We start from the raw sequence: 16,465 nt of genomic DNA, 5'->3' as shown, positions 1-16,465 counted from the left end.
GTCCGACAGCTCCAGGTGAAAAGCGTTGCGCAACGGATGATTGGCGGCACCCCTGCGGACTGCGGACATTTCCCATGCTGTCAGATTCACCGACAGTTTACGCCTTTGGCCTAAAGAGAACCTCACCGCCGGTTTCGGCTTGGAGAATGGCGCTTCTCGACGATGATTCGTCTGTTCAAACATTATATCCCCCATGCCGTCGCCTTGCTCTGGCTGGTGGACATGATTTTGCTGGCGGGCGCCAATGAGCTTTCATGGCGGCTGCGGGCGGCAGATCGGGATCGAACTCGGCACTCTGGGCGAACGGATCGCGCTTCACACCGCCTTCGCCGCCGTCATTTCGTTGTCGATGATCGCAGTGGGCGTCTACGGGGCTGACGCCTTGCGGTCGATGCGCTTCGCGGCGGCGCGGCTGCTGGTGGCGGTTTCGCTCGGCGTCATCGCTCTCGCCTTCTTTGATTTCCTTTTCGCCGGGCAGCATTTCTGGCGCTCGACGCTGGCCTATTCGATGGCTCTCGCGATCGTGCTGTTGATCGCCAACAGGATCCTCCTGAGCGGCTTCCTCGGCACATCCGCGTTCCGTCGCCGCGTCCTCGTGCTGGGCGCCGGGCACCGGGCACAGCGGCTGCGCGATCTGGCCGAGCGTCAGGAAAGCGGCTTCGTCATTGTCGGCTACGTCGGGATGAGCGAAGCCGCGCCGGCCGTAGAGGAAGCGATTTCCCGCGCGGCCATCCACAACCTAACCCGCCATGTCGACAATCTCGGTGTCAGCGAGGTCGTTCTTGCGCTTGAGGAGCGGCGCAATGCGCTTCCGCTCAAGGACCTGTTGCGGATCAAGACGACGGGCGTTCACGTCAACGAGTTCTCCAGCTTTCTGGAACGAGAGACCGGCCGTGTCGATCTCGATACCGTCAATCCGAGCTGGCTGATCTTCTCCGACGGGTTCTCTTCCGGGCGAATGATTTCCAGCGCCGCCAAGCGCTTGTTCGACATTCTTGTCAGCGCCTTGCTGCTTTGCCTCACCGCCCCGATCATCGCGATCTTCGCGTTGCTGGTGAAGATCGACAGCCGGGGACCGGCGTTTTACCGCCAGTCGCGGGTGGGTCTGTTCGGGGAGAACTTTGACGTCATCAAGCTTCGCTCGATGCGGACCGATGCCGAAGCCGGCGGGGTGCAATGGGCCGAAAAGGACGATCCCCGCGTCACCCGGGTGGGACGCTTCATTCGCAAGGTTCGCATCGACGAACTGCCGCAGGCATGGAGCGTGCTCAAAGGCGAGATGAGCTTCGTGGGGCCGCGTCCTGAACGCCCCGAGTTCGTTCTCGAGCTGGAAGAGCAGCTCCCCTATTATGCCGAGCGTCACATGGTGAAGCCCGGGATCACCGGTTGGGCGCAGATCAACTATCCTTACGGCGCCTCGATCGAGGATTCGCGCCACAAGCTCGAATACGATCTCTACTACGCGAAGAACTACACACCTTTCCTCGACCTTCTGATCATCTTGCAAACGTTGCGTGTGGTGCTCTGGAGCGAAGGAGCGCGATGAACGCAGGCCATTCCTTCGATATGTGGACCACGGCCGGGGTGATTTTCGACCTCACCGGCGCGATCGCGGTCGCAAGCCTGGCATTATGGCTTTGGCCGCGGCGGGATCGTTTCGCCGGGGCGGGTACTGCGGTTTGCGTGGCCCTGTTCGTGACGGCCGGATGGTGCGTGGCGACGGCCGCTGCGGCGACGGCCGAGGCGCCGTTCTTCGCCTCTTTCGCCGAAAGTGCCCGCAACCTTGCATGGCTCGTGGTGATCTATCGCCTTTTCGCCAGCGACGGGCGGCATTCCAGTCTTGCTCCGATCCGGCCGGTGATCTTTGCGCTGGGTTTTGTCGAACTCCTTCATCTGGGCATGACCCTTGCTGTCGCGCGGTTGATGATCGCGGCGGGCCTTGCGAACGTAGGGTTCGAGATCGACGTCATGCTCCGCCTGCTGGTCACGATCGGCGGGCTGGTGCTGGTGCACAATCTCTACGCCGGAGCGCCGCGCGAAATGCGTCCCGCCTTGCGCTGGCCGGCGGTGGGCCTGGCGGTTCTCTGGTCCTTCGACCTCAATCTTTACACGATCGCCTATCTCGGTCGTACCTGGCCGGGCGAAATTGTTGCGCTGCGCGGGATCGCCGCGCTGGTGCTCGTTGCATGCCTGACGATCGCGGCTTCGCGAAACCGCGACGAATTGCGCCTGAAGCCCTCGCGGGCCGTGACTTTCCAGACGTTCTCGCTGCTCGTCATCGGGGCCTACCTTGTGGCGATGGTGGTCGTGGCGCAGTGGCTTTCCTATGCCGGGGGCGACTTTGCGCGCCTCATCGAGATGGCGTTCCTGACCCTTGCAAGCGCGATCGCGCTGGTCGTGCTGCCCTCGCGCCGGGTGCGGAACTGGCTCAAGGTCATACTGGCCAAGCACTTCTTCCAGCATCGCTACGATTATCGCGAGGAATGGCTGCGCTTTACCCGAACCATCGGCAAGAACGACGACGAGACGCTCCCGCTGGGCGAGCGCGTTGTACAGTCCGTTGCCGATATCACCGACAGTCCGGGAGGGCTCCTGCTGACTCCCGATGATGGCGGCGACCTGACACTGGCATCGCGCTGGAACTGGGCCGATATTGCCGTTCCCGCGAGCGCCTATCCGCTGAGCGGGCTCTCGGTCTTCGAGCAGGTTTCCTACATTGCCGATCTCGATGACTTGCGTGAGGGCAGCGTTCCTGCGGATTTCGACGTCGTTGCGCCTGAGTGGCTGCTTCAGGAAAAGCGCGCGTGGGCGCTTGTTCCGCTCGTCCACTACGAACGGCTCGTCGGCATGGTTGTGCTCGCGCGGCCGCCGGTTGCCCGCAAGTTCGACTGGGAGGACTTCGACCTTCTGCGCGTGATCGGCCAGCAGCTTGCCAGTTACCTCGCCGAGAATGCCAGTCAGGAGGCACTGGCGGAATCGAGCCATTTCGAGGATTTCCACCGCCGCATCGCCTTCGTGATGCACGACATCAAGAACCTCGCCAGCCAGTTCAGCCTGCTCGCTCGCAATGCCGAGCTTCACGCCGACAAGGCCGAGTTTCGTGCGGATATGCTCGTCACCCTGCGCAATTCGTCGGACAAGCTGAATGCCTTGCTCGCGCGCCTGTCGCGTTACGGGACCGGGGCGGTGGACCGGCTCGAGAGCGTGCGCGCAGCGGATGTCGCGCAGGCGGCGATCGGCCGGTTCAACGGCAACCCGCAGATCGTTCTTGCCGAGACGCAGGACCTTGCCATTACGGCCAACCGCCATTCGCTCGAACAGGTGCTGGTCCATCTGATCCAGAACGGCATCGATGCAAGTCAGCCGGAAGCTCCTGTTTTCCTTACACTTAGTGCTGACGGACTGAACGCGCGATTTGAAGTGATCGATTCCGGTACGGGCATGTCGGCAGAGTTCGTTCGAAACCGCCTGTTCAAGCCTTTCGTCTCCACCAAGAGCGGCGGGTTCGGCATCGGCGCCTTCGAGGCGCGGGAACTCGTGAAGGGCATGAAAGGGCGGCTCGACGTCGAATCGCGGGAAGGGCTGGGGTCGCGCTTCATCGTCCGTATTCCGCTGGCCGCGGCGACAGAGATGTACCTGAACAGCACCTACAAGGACCAGAAGGTAGCCTGAGATGATCGAAACCCGACCCAAGGTGCTTCCCAAGCTCCTCATCGTGGAGGATGACGCGGGTCTCCAGGCGCAGCTCAAATGGGCCTACGAGGATTTCGACGTCATCGTCGCCGGGGACCGTCCGACCGCGCTTGCCTTGCTCCGTTCGGAAACGCCGGATGTGGTGACGCTGGATCTCGGTCTGCCGCCCGATCCCGATGGTACGACCGAGGGCTTCGCGCTGCTCGATGAGATCATGGCGCTGAAGCCGGACACCAAGGTCATCGTCGCCTCCGGTCACGGCGCCCGGGAGTCGGCGCTGCAGGCCATCGCGCATGGGGCTTACGACTTCTACCAGAAGCCGGTCGAGATCGACGCCCTGGGCCTCATCGTGCGCCGGGCCTTGCAGCTTCACCGGCTAGAGGACGAAAACCGGCGTCTCGCGTCGCGGGTGGAGAAGGACGAGAAGGTGCTTGGCCGGCTCATCACTGCCGCGCCGGAAATGGTGCGCGTTGCCCGGACCATCGAGCGCGTTGCCGGCACCAGTGTCTCGGTCATGCTGCTGGGTGCCAGCGGTACCGGCAAGGAACTGCTGGCGCGGGGGCTTCATGAGGCGAGCGGGCGGGCCAAGGGCCAGTTCGTGGCGATCAACTGCGCGGCGATCCCGGAAAACCTGCTCGAAAGCGAACTGTTCGGCCACGAGAAGGGCGCTTTCACCGGCGCGGTGAAGACCACGCCCGGCAAGATCGAGATGGCCGGCGGCGGCACCCTGTTCCTTGACGAAGTGGGGGACATCCCCCTCCAGCTTCAGGTCAAGCTGCTGCGCTTCCTTCAGGAGCGGGTGATCGAGCGGGTCGGCTCGCGCGAATCCATTCCGGTGGACACCCGCATCGTCTGCGCCACGCACCAGGACCTCGAAGCCATGATCGCCGAGGGGCGCTTCCGCGAGGACCTGTTCTACCGACTCGCCGAAATCGTCGTGAAGATCCCCAGCCTTGCCGAGCGTCCGGGCGATGCGGCGCTGTTGGCGAAGGCGTTTCTTCATCGCTACGCCAAGGAAATGAACCCGCGGGTGCGGGGCTTCGGTTCCGACGCTCTCGCCGCGATCGACGCCTGGGGCTGGCCTGGCAACGTGCGCGAACTGGAAAACCGGGTGAAGCGCGCCGTCATCATGGCGGACGAAAAGCTGGTCAGTGCCGCCGATCTCGACCTTGCCGCGCCGGATGAGCAGGTCATCAACGCGCTCAATCTCAAGACCGCGCGTGAGCAGGCCGACCGCAAGGTGATCCGTCACGCCCTGGCCCGTAGCGAGGGCAATATCTCCAGCACCGCCAAGATGCTCGGGATCAGCCGCCCCACGCTTTATGATCTGCTCAAGCAGTACGACCTGCAAAGCTGACCGCCCACCGGGCCGAGGGCGCGAATCGGGGGCGGGAATATCGCCCCCGATTCGGTGCTGCTACTTGGGCTGGTAGGTCTGCTCGGGGCCGGGGAAGCTGCGGTCGCGCACTTCCGCTGCATATTTTGCGGCCGCTTCGGAAACGAGCCCGGCCATGTCGGCATAGCGCTTCACGAAACGCGGAACGCGGTCGAACATGCCGAGCATGTCCTCGGCAACGAGCACCTGCCCATCGCACTGCGCCGATGCGCCGATGCCGATCACGGGAATGTCGAGGCTGTGTGTCAGCGAGATCGCGATCGGTTCGATCACGCCTTCGACCACGACCGAGAACGCCCCGGCGCCGGCAACCGCCCTGCCGTCGGAGATGATCTTGGCGTGTTCTTCCTGGCTGCGTCCGCGCGCGCCGTAGCCGCCCAGCGCGTTCACCGCCTGCGGAGTGAGGCCGATATGCGCCATGACGGGGATGCCCCGCCCGGTGAGGAAGGCGATGGTTTCCGCCATGGCGACGCCGCCTTCGAGCTTGACCGCGGCGCAGCCGGTCTCGGCCATGATCCGCGCGGCGGAAGCAAAGGCCTGCTGCGGGCTTTCCTCATAGGATCCGAACGGCATGTCGACGACGACGAGCGCGTGATAGCTGCCGCGCACGACGGCCGCGCCATGCGCGATCATCATGTCGAGCGTGACAGGCAGGGTGGAGGGGAGGCCGTAGATCACCTGGGCCAGCGAATCTCCCACCAGCAGGATATCGCAATGCTCATCGAGAAGCTGGGCCTGACGGGCCGTATAGGCGGTCAGCATGACGAGCGGTTCTGCGGTCTTGCCCTCCACCTTGCGGCGCTGGATCGAGGGCACCGTCAGCCGTTTCATCGGCGCCGGCGTGGGATTTGCGCGACTTGTCGCGGAGTCTAGCTGGAAGGTCGTGGACATGAAAATGCTTCTAGCGCGGGGTTGGAAGATGCGCAAAAGCGCATTTTCGTTACGGAAGGCCGGAACAAGGTAACCGCAGGGGCGTATTGGGCCCCTCGACTGGGCCAATTACCGTAAAGCTGGGGAACCAATGGCGTTAAGGCTTGCCATGTCATCGCAGCCCGCTAGCGTCGCGCCATACTAAAATTCGGGGGTCCACCGCATGTTCGGACGCGTAAAGCCGCTCGACGCCATTCTGGCGACGGCGGAAAAGAAATCACTTCACAGGTCGCTCGGGCCTGTCCAGCTCACGCTGCTGGGCGTCGGCGCCATCATTGGTACGGGTATTTTCGTTCTCACTGCCGCCGCTGCCCAGAAAGCAGGGCCGGGCATGATGTGGAGCTTCATGATCGCGGGCTTCGTCTGCGCGGTCGCGGCGCTCTGCTACTCGGAACTGGCCTCGATGGTGCCGGTTTCGGGCTCCGCCTATACATATAGCTATGCCGTCGTCGGCGAACTGCTGGCCTGGATGGTCGGTTGGGCGCTAATCCTGGAATATGCCGTTGCCGCCTCTGCCGTTTCAGTGGGTTGGTCCGGCTACTTCATGGGGCTTCTCAAGAGTCTCACCGGGTTCGAGCTACCGGCCCTGTTATCCGCCGGGCCAAGCTGGTCGCTTAGCGGCATCGATTTCAGTCACGGCATCATCAACGTTCCCGCCATCTTCGTGGCGCTGGCCGTTACCGCGCTGCTAGTCATCGGCACCAAGGAAAGCGCCACCGTCAACGCAATCCTGGTCGCCATCAAGGTTGCCGCGCTGACCATGTTCATCGCGCTGACCCTGCCGGCCATGAATTCGGAGCATTTCGCGCCGTTCACGCCAAATGGCTGGTTCGGCCCGGCCGGAACCAGCGGACTCGGGGTCGTGGGTGCAGCGGCATCGATCTTCTTCGCCTATGTCGGCTTTGACGCGGTTTCCACCGCGGCCGAAGAAACCAAGAACCCGCAGCGCAATGTCCCGATCGGCCTGATCGGCAGCCTTGCGATCTGCACCGTGTTCTACCTGCTCGTCGCCGCCGGTGCGGTTGGCGCCGTCGGTGCCCAGCCGACCGCGCTCGGCGTGCAGCCGGGTTCGCCCGAATTCGCCGCCCAGTGCGCCGCGCTCTCCAAGCAGGGTTCGCTGCCGCTGGTCTGCTCGAACGAGGCGCTGGCCCACGTTCTGCGGTCGATCAACTACACGCGGGCGGGCGATCTCATCGGCCTGGCCGCCAACCTTGCGCTGCCCTCGGTCATCCTGATGATGCTTTACGGCCAGACCCGCATCTTCTTCGTGATGGCGCGCGATGGCCTGCTTCCCGAGAAGCTGGCGACCGTTCATCCCAAGTGGAAGACGCCGCACATCGTCACCATGATTACCGGCGTCTTCGTGGCGATTGCCGCCGCGCTGCTGCCGGTCGGCCAGCTTGCCGACATCTCGAACTCGGGCACGCTCTTCGCGTTCCTGATGGTGTCGATCGCCGTGCTGATCCTGCGCGTGCGCGATCCCAAGCGCCACCGTCCGTTCCGCACCCCGCTGGTGTGGATCGTGTCGCCGGTGGCGATCATCGGCTGCGTCCTGCTGTTCTTCAACCTGCCGGTCGAAGCCATGCTGGTCCTGCCGATCTGGGGCGGGATCGGTCTCGTCGTCTATTTCGCCTATGGCTATCGCAAGAGCCACGTCGGTCGTGGTCTCATCGAGACCCACGAAGCGGACTTCGACGCGCCGCCGCAGCCCTTGCCGCCGATCTGACGATCGGACGACATGCTGACAACGGGAAAGGGGAGCCATCGGCTCCCCTTTTTCATTTGCGCGGCGGGAATCTCGTCCCCAGGATTTCCCCGCCTTTCCCCCGCCTTTTCCCCGCCTTTTCCACAGGTCTGTCCACGCGGTCCGGTAGGAGCAAATTTACGAATGCGGGGTAGAATCACCACAGTCTTATCCAAAAACCGGGCAATGCTATGTCGGCCATCAAAGCGCTCATCCCAGGGTTCCTGCTGACCTGGGTGGTATCACTGGTCATCGGCTCCCAGGGATCGAGCGGAGGGATGCTCGCGATCACCCATACCTTCTACCAGGGGCACGAGCTCTACTGGTCCTGGCCGCTGTTCTGCGGGGCTACCGCATTGGCCTGGGCGCTGTTCTCGCTCATGGAGTGATGGCGCGGAGCCGGGCGCTGGTCCGCGCGTTGCAGCAGCGATGACATTTCCAATCGGCCGCATAGCCGTATCCCTGGTCCTGCTGGGCGGCGTAGTGCTGGCGGGGAGAAGCTGGCTGCATGCCCATCCCGGCTACGACCCGTGGGCTCCGCTGACGCTGAACGAGCAGCCGGGCTGGGCGACCCCGCACAAGTTCGCGAGCCTGCGCGGCGACCGCGACACCTGCCGCGCCTTCCTGGATCGCAGCGGGATCGCCAAGGAGGCGCTGGCGCCTGTGGGCAAGGACCAGTGCCGCCGGGACGACCGAAAGCGCCTTGCGGCGCCTCAGGCGGCCGGAGTGAGCCTCTCTCCCGGCCGTGTGGAGGCGACATGCGCCGTGGATGCCGGACTGGCCTGGTGGCTGCGCCACGGCGTCCAGCCACAGGCTGAGGCGCTGCTGGGCAGCCCGGTGGTGCGCATCGAACAACTCGGCACGTACAACTGCCGCCGGATCGGCAATGGCGACAAGGGGACATGGAGCGAGCACGCCACCGGCAATGCCATCGACGTGTCGGCTTTCGTGCTGGAGGACGGCCGGCGCATCACGGTGCGAGGAGACTGGAAAGGGCAGGTGGAGGCGGCGGCATTTCTTCACGCCGTTCGGGATTCGGCCTGCGAGAGTTTCTCGACCGTGCTCTCGCCGGACTACAACGCAGCCCATGCCGATCACCTGCATCTCGATCAGGCGCGAAGGACGGCAGGATGGCGCGCATGCCGCTGATGCGGGGAGCCTGTCGCGGTAGCATCGTGGCTGCAGGCGACCCGGCCGCGGGACTGGGCAGGGCGGTGTTCTTTGCGCTATCCCGTTGCCTATGCTCACTGACGAACTTGCCGACCTTGCCGTGTTTCTTGCCGTTGCTGAGGCGCGCAGCTTCACGCGTGCGGCGGCGCGCCTTGGCCGCTCGCAATCCGCGCTCAGCCAGACGGTGCGCCGACTGGAGGAGCGGTTGCAATTGCCGCTTCTTACCCGGACGACACGAAGCGTCGCGCCGACATCGATAGGTGAACAACTGCTCGAAGCGCTCAGGCCTGCGTTTTGCGGTATAGAAGAGCGGTTGGCCGCTCTCGGGGAAATGCGCGAACGGCCGGCCGGCGGGCTGCGGCTGACCGCCGGCGGCATGCGGCGGAAACTGTGCTGTGGCCAGCCGTGCTGAGGCTTACCGAGCGCTATCCGGACATTCAGGTCGAAGTTTCGCTGAGCAGCGCGCTTGTCGATATCGTTTCGGAGCAGTTCGACGCTGGCGTCCGGCTTGGCGAGCAGATCGCCAAGGATATGATCGCTGCCCGCATCGGCCCGGATCTGCGGATGGCCGTGGTTGCCGCGCCTGCCTATCTCGAGCGGTACGGCAAGCCCGAGGCACCCCACGATCTTACCGGCTTTCGTTGCGGCAATATCCGCCTGCCAACTGCAGGGGGCGTCTATATCTGGGAGTTCGAAAAGGCGGACGACCGCTCAACGTTCACGTCAACGGTCCGGTTACCGTCGATGACATGGACCTCCTTGTCACGGCAGCGCTTCACGGGGAGGTCATGATCATGGTCATGGAGGACATGGTCACCCCGTTCATGGCGCAAGGCAGGCTGGAACGGGTGCTGGACGACTGGTGCGCCCCGTTCGCGGGCTACCACCTCTACTATTCTAGCCGCCGCCACGCCTCATCGGCCTTCGTGGCACTTCTTGAGGAATTGCGACGCGGTTACCGGGGCATCAATGTTCGCTGATTGATGCCCCGGTCGGCCACTGCTCCTCGTTTCTATGACCGGGGTGCCCGAACGCCGTACCTTCAGCCCGGCGTCGGAAGCTCTCCGGCCCTCATCGCGGCGATGACGCCGCCATCGATGAGAAGGTCACTGCCCGTAATAAAACCTGCGGTGGGACCGAGCAGGAAGGCGGCCGCTTCCGCGATCTCTTCGGGCGGAGCCATGCGCTTCGAGGGCGATGCCTCGACCATTGCGCGAAATATGTCGCCGATTTCCGATTCCAGTTCGTGGCGGCCAAGCGGGGTCACGATGACACCCGGGCTGATCGCGTTGACCCGCGCGCCGCGTTCGCCCCAGTTCATCGCCTCTGCCTGGACCCGAAGGAAGTTCGCACGCTTGGCGAACATGTAGGCGACCAGTGTGTTGGGGATCGCATCGTCCTGAAGGCATGGCAGCCCCAGCAGTTCGTCGGCGGGCGTATAGGCCAGTGCCTTTTCATCCTCTTCGGGGAGCTGGCGCATCATGTGCCCGGCCATGCTCGAGATGAGAACGGTGGCGCCGCCCTGCGCGATGACTTTTCCGAACTCTTCCAGCACAACCGCCGAACCGTAAAGGTCGACCTTCAGGATCTGGGCTACGGGGGCCATGTTTGGGGAGAGGCCGGCGGTGTTGATCACCTGCATGACCGGCCCGAGCGAGGCGGCCTTTTCGGCCAGAGCGCGAACCGAATCGCGCGACCCGACGTCGACCGGCTGGGTTTCGACCACGTAACCGCCATCGCGCATGGCCCTGGCCGCCGCATCCAGGACTCCCTGGTCGAAATCCGCCAGCAGGACGACTTTGCCAAAACCCTGCCGCTTGGCGATCGCAAGGCCGATCCCGCCCGAACCGATTACCACCACTATGTCCTTCGTCATCTTCATACCTTTCCCGGCTCACGCCGTGTCGTTGGATTGGCTGAAGGATACGGGCTGTCATGACCCTCGATTAGACGCTTAAATGTAGTTAGGTTCATTATCTGGGATTATAAATCGTGGGCAATCTGGGAAACCGTCTGGGCATCCCCGTGCTGTCCGCGCGGCAGGAACGATAGTCACGGGAGCCACGGGCCGATGGGTCACTCCGGCCGAAGCGCCCCGTAGAACCACGAGGCGGTAACACCGCCATCGATGAGGAAATCCGCGCCGTTGATGAAGGCGCCCTCCGGCCCCATCATCAGGGCGGCGAGCGCGGCGATTTCGTCCGGCGTTCCGGCACGCCCGGCGGGTGAGCCGTCGATCATGCGCTGGTAACCGCCTGCGCGCGGGCCGGACAGTTCATCGCGGGCGAGCGGGGTCATGACGATGCCGGGGCTGATCGAATTGACCCGTGCACCGCGTGCAGCCCAGCGCGTGGCCGCTTCGGCCCTGACGCGCAGGGCGTTGCAGCGCTTCGAATACTGGTAGGCGAGCAGCGGATCGGTGATACGGTCGCTCTGCAGCATAGGCAGCGCCAGCAGGTCTTCGACCGGGGTGGTCGCCAGCAGGCGGTCTTCCTCGGGCATGAGTGCAGGCAGGCGATGGCCGGACTGGGAGGCGACGACGATGCCAGTGCCACCCCTGGCCATCACATCGCCGAACAGTTCGAGTACCAGCGCCGATCCATAGAGATCGACCGCAAGGATCTTTTCGGCAGGCGCCTGCGAGGGGGACAGACCTGCTGCGATGATGACGCCGCTGACATCGCCAAGCGCCTTAGCCTGACCGACCAGTGCCTCTACCGAGGTGCGGGAGGAAATGTCCACAGCGGCCGTGCTCGTCTCGAATCCGGCATCGGCCATGACCTTGGCTGCGGCCGCGACCGGTTCCTCGTACAAGTCCGCCAGCAGCACACGCTTGCCCGTGCTGATGCGCCGGGCGATGGCGATGCCGATCGAACCGGCACCGATGACAACTACGACTTCGGTCATTGGCATATCCTTTCCAGCAATGTGCAGAAGCTTTCGCGCACGAGGCTTCCGGCCTTTTTCGCAAATCCTGGTGCGACCCCGGCGGTGTCGAACATTGTCATGCCCGGTTCGTGGGCACCGCGAATGACGCGGACCTGTTCGGCTTCTTCGGGCGATGATCCGCTCTATCCGTCATGCTTTCATAACCCGGAGTGATGAGCGCGCAGACCTGCCAGACAGGCAAGACTGGCAAGCGCGGTGACCAGAATGACGGTCCCCATCGGCGCTGGCGTGCCGTTGGCGAAGGCGCCGATCAGCGCGGAACTGAAGATGCCGCTGCCATACTGAACCGCGCCGACCAGCGCGAGGCGGCACCGGCTCCCTGCGGCGCTTCCTCAAGCACGCCGGCGATGGAATTGGCGACGATCAGCCCGGTGGCCGAGATATAGAGGAACAGCGCCAGGACCAGGCCGGGAAGGCCGCCCATGTCCGTCCACGTCGTTACCGCGATCAGCAGGGCGCTCACCGTAGCCCAGACGATCCCGGCCTTGAGCATCGTATCGACGCCGAAGCGATGAACCAGCCGGGCATTGATCATGTTCGAACCCATGATACCGACGATGCCCAGCCCGAACAGCAGCCCGTAATACTGCGGCGGCAGACCGTGATAGGTGATGTAAGCGAAGGGCGAACCCGCGACATAGGCGAACATCCCGCCGTAGAAGAAGGCACCCGCCCCGATATAGGCCAGGGCGCGGCGATTGCGCAGCAGGGCGACGTAGCGGGCGATAGCCTCGCCTGCGCGATGCGGTGGCGGCGTTTGGGCGGCAGCGTTTCGGGCAGGGTGGTCAGCAGCGCCAGCGTGACCATGCCGACCCCCACCAGCACCCAGAAGATCGCGCGCCAACCCATGACGAGCAGCACTTGTCCGCCTACCAGCGGGCCGATCAGCGGCGCGATCGCCATGACCGTCATCAGGGTGGACATCATGCTCGCCGCGCGCGGGCCCTGATAGAGATCGCGCACCATGGCCCGGCCCAACACGACACCGGCAGAGGCGCCCGCCGCCTGCACCACGCGTGCTGCGATCACCCACCAGATGCCGGTCGCCATCGCGCATCCGGCAGAGCCGAGCACGAACAGCGCGATGCCGGTGGCGACAGGAAGCCTGCGTCCGAAACGGTCGCCCACCGGCCCCCAGAACAATTGTCCCAGCGCGAAGCCGATGAGGTATCCGGAAACGGTCCACTCCGCAGTGCCCATGTCCGCGCCGAGTGCGTGCGACATCGTCGGCATGCCGGGCAGGTAGATGTCGGTGGAGATCGAGGCGAAACCCATCAGCAGGCAGAGAATGCCGAGGACGCGCCAACCGTGGCCGCCGTCCTCTCCCACGGAAAGGACGGTCGGCGCCGTAGTACCGGTCATGTCCCGGGTCTATTCCTTTGCCGGGCCGGCGAGATACTGCTCGTCGGTGACATGTTCGAGCCAGTCGACCGCGCGGCCGTCCAGCATTTCGGCAATGGCTACGTGCGTCATCGCCGTTGTCGGCGTGGCGCCGTGCCAGTGCTTGTGACCCGGCGGGCACCAGACGACGTCTCCGGCGCGGATCAGGACGATGTCCTCGCCTTCGCACTGGGTCCAGCCGCAGCCCGAAGTGACGAGCAGCGTCTGGCCGAGCGGATGGGTGTGCCACGCGGTGCGCGCGCCCGGTTCGAACGTCACGATAGCGCCGCCTGCGCGCGCGGGTGCTTCGCCCTGAAACGGGCTGTCGATGCGCACGTTGCCGGTGAACCAGTCGGCCGGGCCCTTGATCGAGGGCTGGGTGCCATTGCGGATGAGTTTCATGGGGATGTCCTTCGTATCGGAATTAGCGGCCGACCCGGCCCGCGATCGATGCCGGATAGCGCGCGCCCTGCGCCGGGAAGGCGGCAAGCGCTTCGCCAATCACGGTGAGGTCGGCTGCACTCAGCTCGATCTGCGCGGCCTCGAGGTTTTCGTTCAGTCGGTGCAGCTTGGTGGTGCCGGGAATAGGCACGATCCAGGGCTTCTGGGCGAGCAGCCAGGCAATCGCGATCTGTGCCGGAGTGGCGCCGCGATCCAGCGCGATGGTTTTCAGGCGAGCAACGAGCGCTTCGTTGGCCTTGCGGTTTTCCTCCTCGAAGCGCGGGACGACATTGCGGAAATCGCCCTCGCCAAAGGTGGTATCGGCAGTGATCGCGCCGGTCAGGAACCCCTTGCCGAGCGGGCTGAACGGCACGAAACCGATACCCAGTTCCTCGCAGAGCGGCAGTATTTCCGCCTCGGGTTCACGCCACCACATCGAATATTCGCTCTGGAGCGCGGCAACGGGCTGCACCGTATGGGCGCGGCGCAGCGAATCCACGCCCGCCTCGGACATGCCGAAATGGCGCACCTTACCCTCGGCGATCAGGTCGCGAACGGTGCCCGCCACATCCTCGACCGGAACGGCGGGATCGACGCGGTGCTGGTAGAGCAGGTCGATATGATCGGTGCCCAGACGCTTCAGCGAGGCCTCTGTTACTGCCCGGATCGTTTCGGGACGGCTGTCCAGCCCTTCCATCGGTTTGCCGCCCACAAAGCCGAACTTGGTGGCGATCACCACGGAATCGCGCACATCGGCCAGCGCCCGGCCGAGCAGTTCCTCGTTGGCGTAGGGGCCGTAGGCTTCCGCGGTATCGAAGAACGTCACGCCCTTGTCGAAAGCGGCGCGGATCAGCGCGATGCCGTCGGCTTCCGATACCGGCGGGCCATATCCGTAGCTGAGCCCCATGCAGCCGAGGCCGATAGCCGAGACTTCGAGGCCGCTCTTGCCGAGTTCGCGTTTCTGCATGGGTATCTCCTTGATGCTCCATCGCCGCCGGGCCTGCTTCGGCCGGGCCAGCTTGGTGGATGCCACGAAGATACGTTGCGAGTGGTCCCATGATTAGTGCATCGTTGCCGCATGCAGCTATCGATATGAGTCATCAATGAAGCGCGACGAACTCAACGACCTGAATGCCTTCATAGCCATAGCCGACGAGCGCAGTTTTACGCGGGCGGCGGCCAAGATGGGTATTTCGCAATCGGCGCTGAGCCACAAGATCACGCGGCTGGAGGCACGGCTCGGCGTGCGCCTGCTCTCACGAACCACCCGCAGTGTTTCGCCGACGGATGTGGGGGAGCGGCTGCTCGCCGGGATCGCGCCGGCTTTCGCACAGATCGAGGATCAACTCGACCTGCTGGGCGAACTGCGTGAGAAACCGGCGGGGCTGATCCGCATCACCGCGCCCGGTCACGCCACGCGGACAGTGCTCTGGCCCGCGGTGACGAAACTGATGCGCGACTATCCCGAGGTCGAGATCGAACTGAGCGTGGATTCGGGGCTGCGCGATATTGTCGAGGACAAGTTCGATGCCGGGGTGCGTCTTGGCGAACAAGTGGCGCGCGACATGATCGCGGTGCGGATCGGCCCAGAACTGCGCATGGCCGCGGTTGCATCCCCGGACTATCTGCAGGCCCACGGCACACCGCGGGTGCCCCAGGACCTTGCCGCGCATCGGTGCGTCAATTTGCGCATGACGACGGCCGGTGGCCTCTATGCCTGGGAGTTCGAGAAGGACGGCCGTGAACTCAACGTCCGCGTAGAGGGGCAGTTTACCTCCAACAATGTCGATGTGATCATCGATGCCGCGATCGGCGGGTTCGGGCTGGCGTTCGTCCCTGACGATTACGTGCAGGATGCGGTCGACCGGGGCCAACTCGTGCGCGTGCTGGAAAACTGGTGCGAGCCGTTTGCCGGCTACCACCTCTACTATCCGAGCCGCCGGCAGCCCAAGCCCGCCTTTGCCCTGCTGATCGAGGCATTGCGCTATCGAGCCTGACAGGTCCGGCGTCTGGCTGTGTTCGATGCGGACCGATCAAGATGTCCCAAATCCCTAATTCCAGACTGGGACTTGCGCAGAGTTCCACGAACCGCCGAATTGTAGAGCAGGGCTCTCGATCCCGGCCATGCCGGCGAGCAGAACCTTGCCGAGAAAAAATGAGCCATCGGAATCATCCGGCATGTCCGCCGGCAGCAGGCGTTATCCGCGCCGGGATATTGGCGCCATCCTGGATGCGGGCGTATTTTCGACGAGGGGAGGCAAGCCAGATGCCTGAAAATTCTGGTGACCCCTACGGGAATCGAACCCGTGTTTCAGCCGTGAGAGCGCGTGAAAATGCGGGGCGTGTCGTTCGCAATTATTCGCAGAAAACCGCGCAAATCCAGAGTCTCATGCACAGTTGTATGCGCCCGTTCGCTCCCGCATATTAGACCCATATTGTACGCGGACTGCGTGCGAATCAACCTATCCGCCTTGTTGCATCTCGACATGACACTTCAGTCCAGATGATCGAGCGCCATTATGGTAGATATATCGCTGATTTGATGGATGAATTGTCCATGAGAGCGGTCGTGCCGCTCGTGCCAGCATAGATCGGGAAGTCTCGGACGGAAGGCGGATTTGCGTGTCGGCGCCGATCGTAGGCTTCCAAATTGAGACTAAACCTGCCGATCCGATGTATGTGCTTATGACAAGCGGAAGCTTGCCATCATGATTGCTGATCTGCCCCCTTCTGAGTCGTCCAAAATAACAGAGATTTTGGAC

At 63.9% G+C, this 16,465-nt stretch carries 14 protein-coding genes and 2 pseudogenes; 9 read left to right on the top strand and 7 right to left on the bottom strand.

Annotated features, from left to right (window positions below; genetic code table 11):
• Positions 1-162 precede the first annotated feature (162 nt).
• From ADT71_RS16990 to prsR, 3 genes and pseudogenes are all read left to right on the top strand, one after another.
• Positions 163-1,546 (top strand): annotated as a pseudogene (locus ADT71_RS16990) (TIGR03013 family XrtA/PEP-CTERM system glycosyltransferase).
• A complete protein-coding gene (gene prsK / locus ADT71_RS16985; protein WP_054438709.1) occupies positions 1,543-3,672 on the top strand; it encodes an XrtA/PEP-CTERM system histidine kinase PrsK in 2,130 nt (709 codons plus the stop codon). Before ADT71_RS16990 ends, prsK begins: the two are co-directional and overlap by 4 nt.
• Position 3,673: 1 nt before the next feature.
• Entirely contained in the window at positions 3,674-5,050 is a 1,377-nt protein-coding gene (gene prsR, locus ADT71_RS16980; protein WP_054438706.1) for a PEP-CTERM-box response regulator transcription factor, read from the top strand.
• Between the two features lie 60 nt (positions 5,051-5,110).
• Here the strand turns inward: prsR and panB are convergent, their stop codons facing one another.
• Entirely contained in the window at positions 5,111-5,980 is an 870-nt protein-coding gene (gene panB / locus ADT71_RS16975) for a 3-methyl-2-oxobutanoate hydroxymethyltransferase (RefSeq protein ID WP_054438705.1), read from the bottom strand.
• A 202-nt stretch (positions 5,981-6,182) separates the two neighbouring features.
• Here panB and ADT71_RS16970 point away from each other — a divergent pair, with 202 nt between their 5' ends.
• The 5 genes and pseudogenes from ADT71_RS16970 (at position 6,183) to ADT71_RS35810 (ending at position 9,913) form a co-directional block, all read left to right on the top strand.
• Entirely contained in the window at positions 6,183-7,745 is a 1,563-nt protein-coding gene (locus ADT71_RS16970) for an amino acid permease (protein WP_054438703.1), read from the top strand.
• A 209-nt stretch (positions 7,746-7,954) separates the two neighbouring features.
• Positions 7,955-8,152 (top strand): hypothetical protein, encoded by a 198-nt coding sequence (locus ADT71_RS16965; protein ID WP_054438701.1) that lies wholly within the window; start codon positions 7,955-7,957, stop codon positions 8,150-8,152.
• A 40-nt stretch (positions 8,153-8,192) separates the two neighbouring features.
• Positions 8,193-8,912 carry an extensin family protein gene (locus tag ADT71_RS16960; protein WP_054438699.1) on the top strand — a complete coding sequence of 240 codons (720 nt, stop codon included), beginning with the start codon at positions 8,193-8,195 and terminating at the stop codon, positions 8,910-8,912.
• Between the two features lie 121 nt (positions 8,913-9,033).
• Positions 9,034-9,345, top strand: coding sequence for a LysR family transcriptional regulator (locus ADT71_RS35815; RefSeq protein WP_369818290.1), 312 nt, complete (start codon positions 9,034-9,036; stop codon positions 9,343-9,345).
• Positions 9,324-9,913, top strand: a pseudogene (locus ADT71_RS35810) (LysR substrate-binding domain-containing protein). The gene ADT71_RS35815 and the pseudogene ADT71_RS35810 overlap by 22 nt, the downstream one beginning before the upstream one ends.
• 62 nt (positions 9,914-9,975) lie before the next feature.
• On the opposite strand, the gene ADT71_RS16950 reads toward ADT71_RS35810, so the two are convergent.
• The 6 genes from ADT71_RS16950 to ADT71_RS16930 all read right to left on the bottom strand — a co-directional run bounded on the left by ADT71_RS16950 (position 9,976) and on the right by ADT71_RS16930 (position 14,670).
• Complete coding sequence (locus ADT71_RS16950) at positions 9,976-10,809, bottom strand: SDR family oxidoreductase (protein WP_054438817.1); 834 nt, start codon at positions 10,807-10,809, stop codon at positions 9,976-9,978.
• Positions 10,810-11,009: 200 nt separating this feature from the next.
• Positions 11,010-11,840 (bottom strand): SDR family oxidoreductase, encoded by an 831-nt coding sequence (locus ADT71_RS16945; protein ID WP_054438698.1) that lies wholly within the window; start codon positions 11,838-11,840, stop codon positions 11,010-11,012.
• Between the two features lie 292 nt (positions 11,841-12,132).
• Complete coding sequence (locus tag ADT71_RS33885) at positions 12,133-12,429, bottom strand: hypothetical protein (protein ID WP_231635967.1); 297 nt, start codon at positions 12,427-12,429, stop codon at positions 12,133-12,135.
• Positions 12,414-13,244 carry an MFS transporter gene (locus ADT71_RS16940; RefSeq protein WP_231635966.1) on the bottom strand — a complete coding sequence of 277 codons (831 nt, stop codon included), beginning with the start codon at positions 13,242-13,244 and terminating at the stop codon, positions 12,414-12,416. The genes ADT71_RS33885 and ADT71_RS16940 overlap by 16 nt, the downstream gene beginning before the upstream one ends.
• A 9-nt stretch (positions 13,245-13,253) precedes the next feature.
• On the bottom strand, positions 13,254-13,664 hold the full coding sequence (locus ADT71_RS16935) for a cupin domain-containing protein (protein ID WP_054438696.1): 411 nt from the start codon (positions 13,662-13,664) through the stop codon (positions 13,254-13,256).
• Between the two features lie 22 nt (positions 13,665-13,686).
• The gene (locus tag ADT71_RS16930; RefSeq protein WP_054438815.1) at positions 13,687-14,670 is read right to left on the bottom strand and encodes an aldo/keto reductase; all 984 of its coding nucleotides are present in this window, start codon (positions 14,668-14,670) and stop codon (positions 13,687-13,689) included.
• A 136-nt stretch (positions 14,671-14,806) separates the two neighbouring features.
• Between ADT71_RS16930 and ADT71_RS16925 the strand changes: the two genes are divergently transcribed.
• Positions 14,807-15,700, top strand: a complete 894-nt coding sequence (locus ADT71_RS16925) for a LysR family transcriptional regulator (RefSeq protein WP_054438694.1) — start codon at positions 14,807-14,809, stop codon at positions 15,698-15,700.
• Positions 15,701-16,465: the final 765 nt, after the last annotated feature.

It is taken from the genome of Novosphingobium sp. ST904 (genome assembly GCF_001298105.1).
Taxonomy (GTDB): domain Bacteria; phylum Pseudomonadota; class Alphaproteobacteria; order Sphingomonadales; family Sphingomonadaceae; genus Novosphingobium.
The sequence above is the reverse complement of the archived record's forward strand: the minus strand, read 5'-3'. Positions and strand labels throughout refer to the sequence as shown.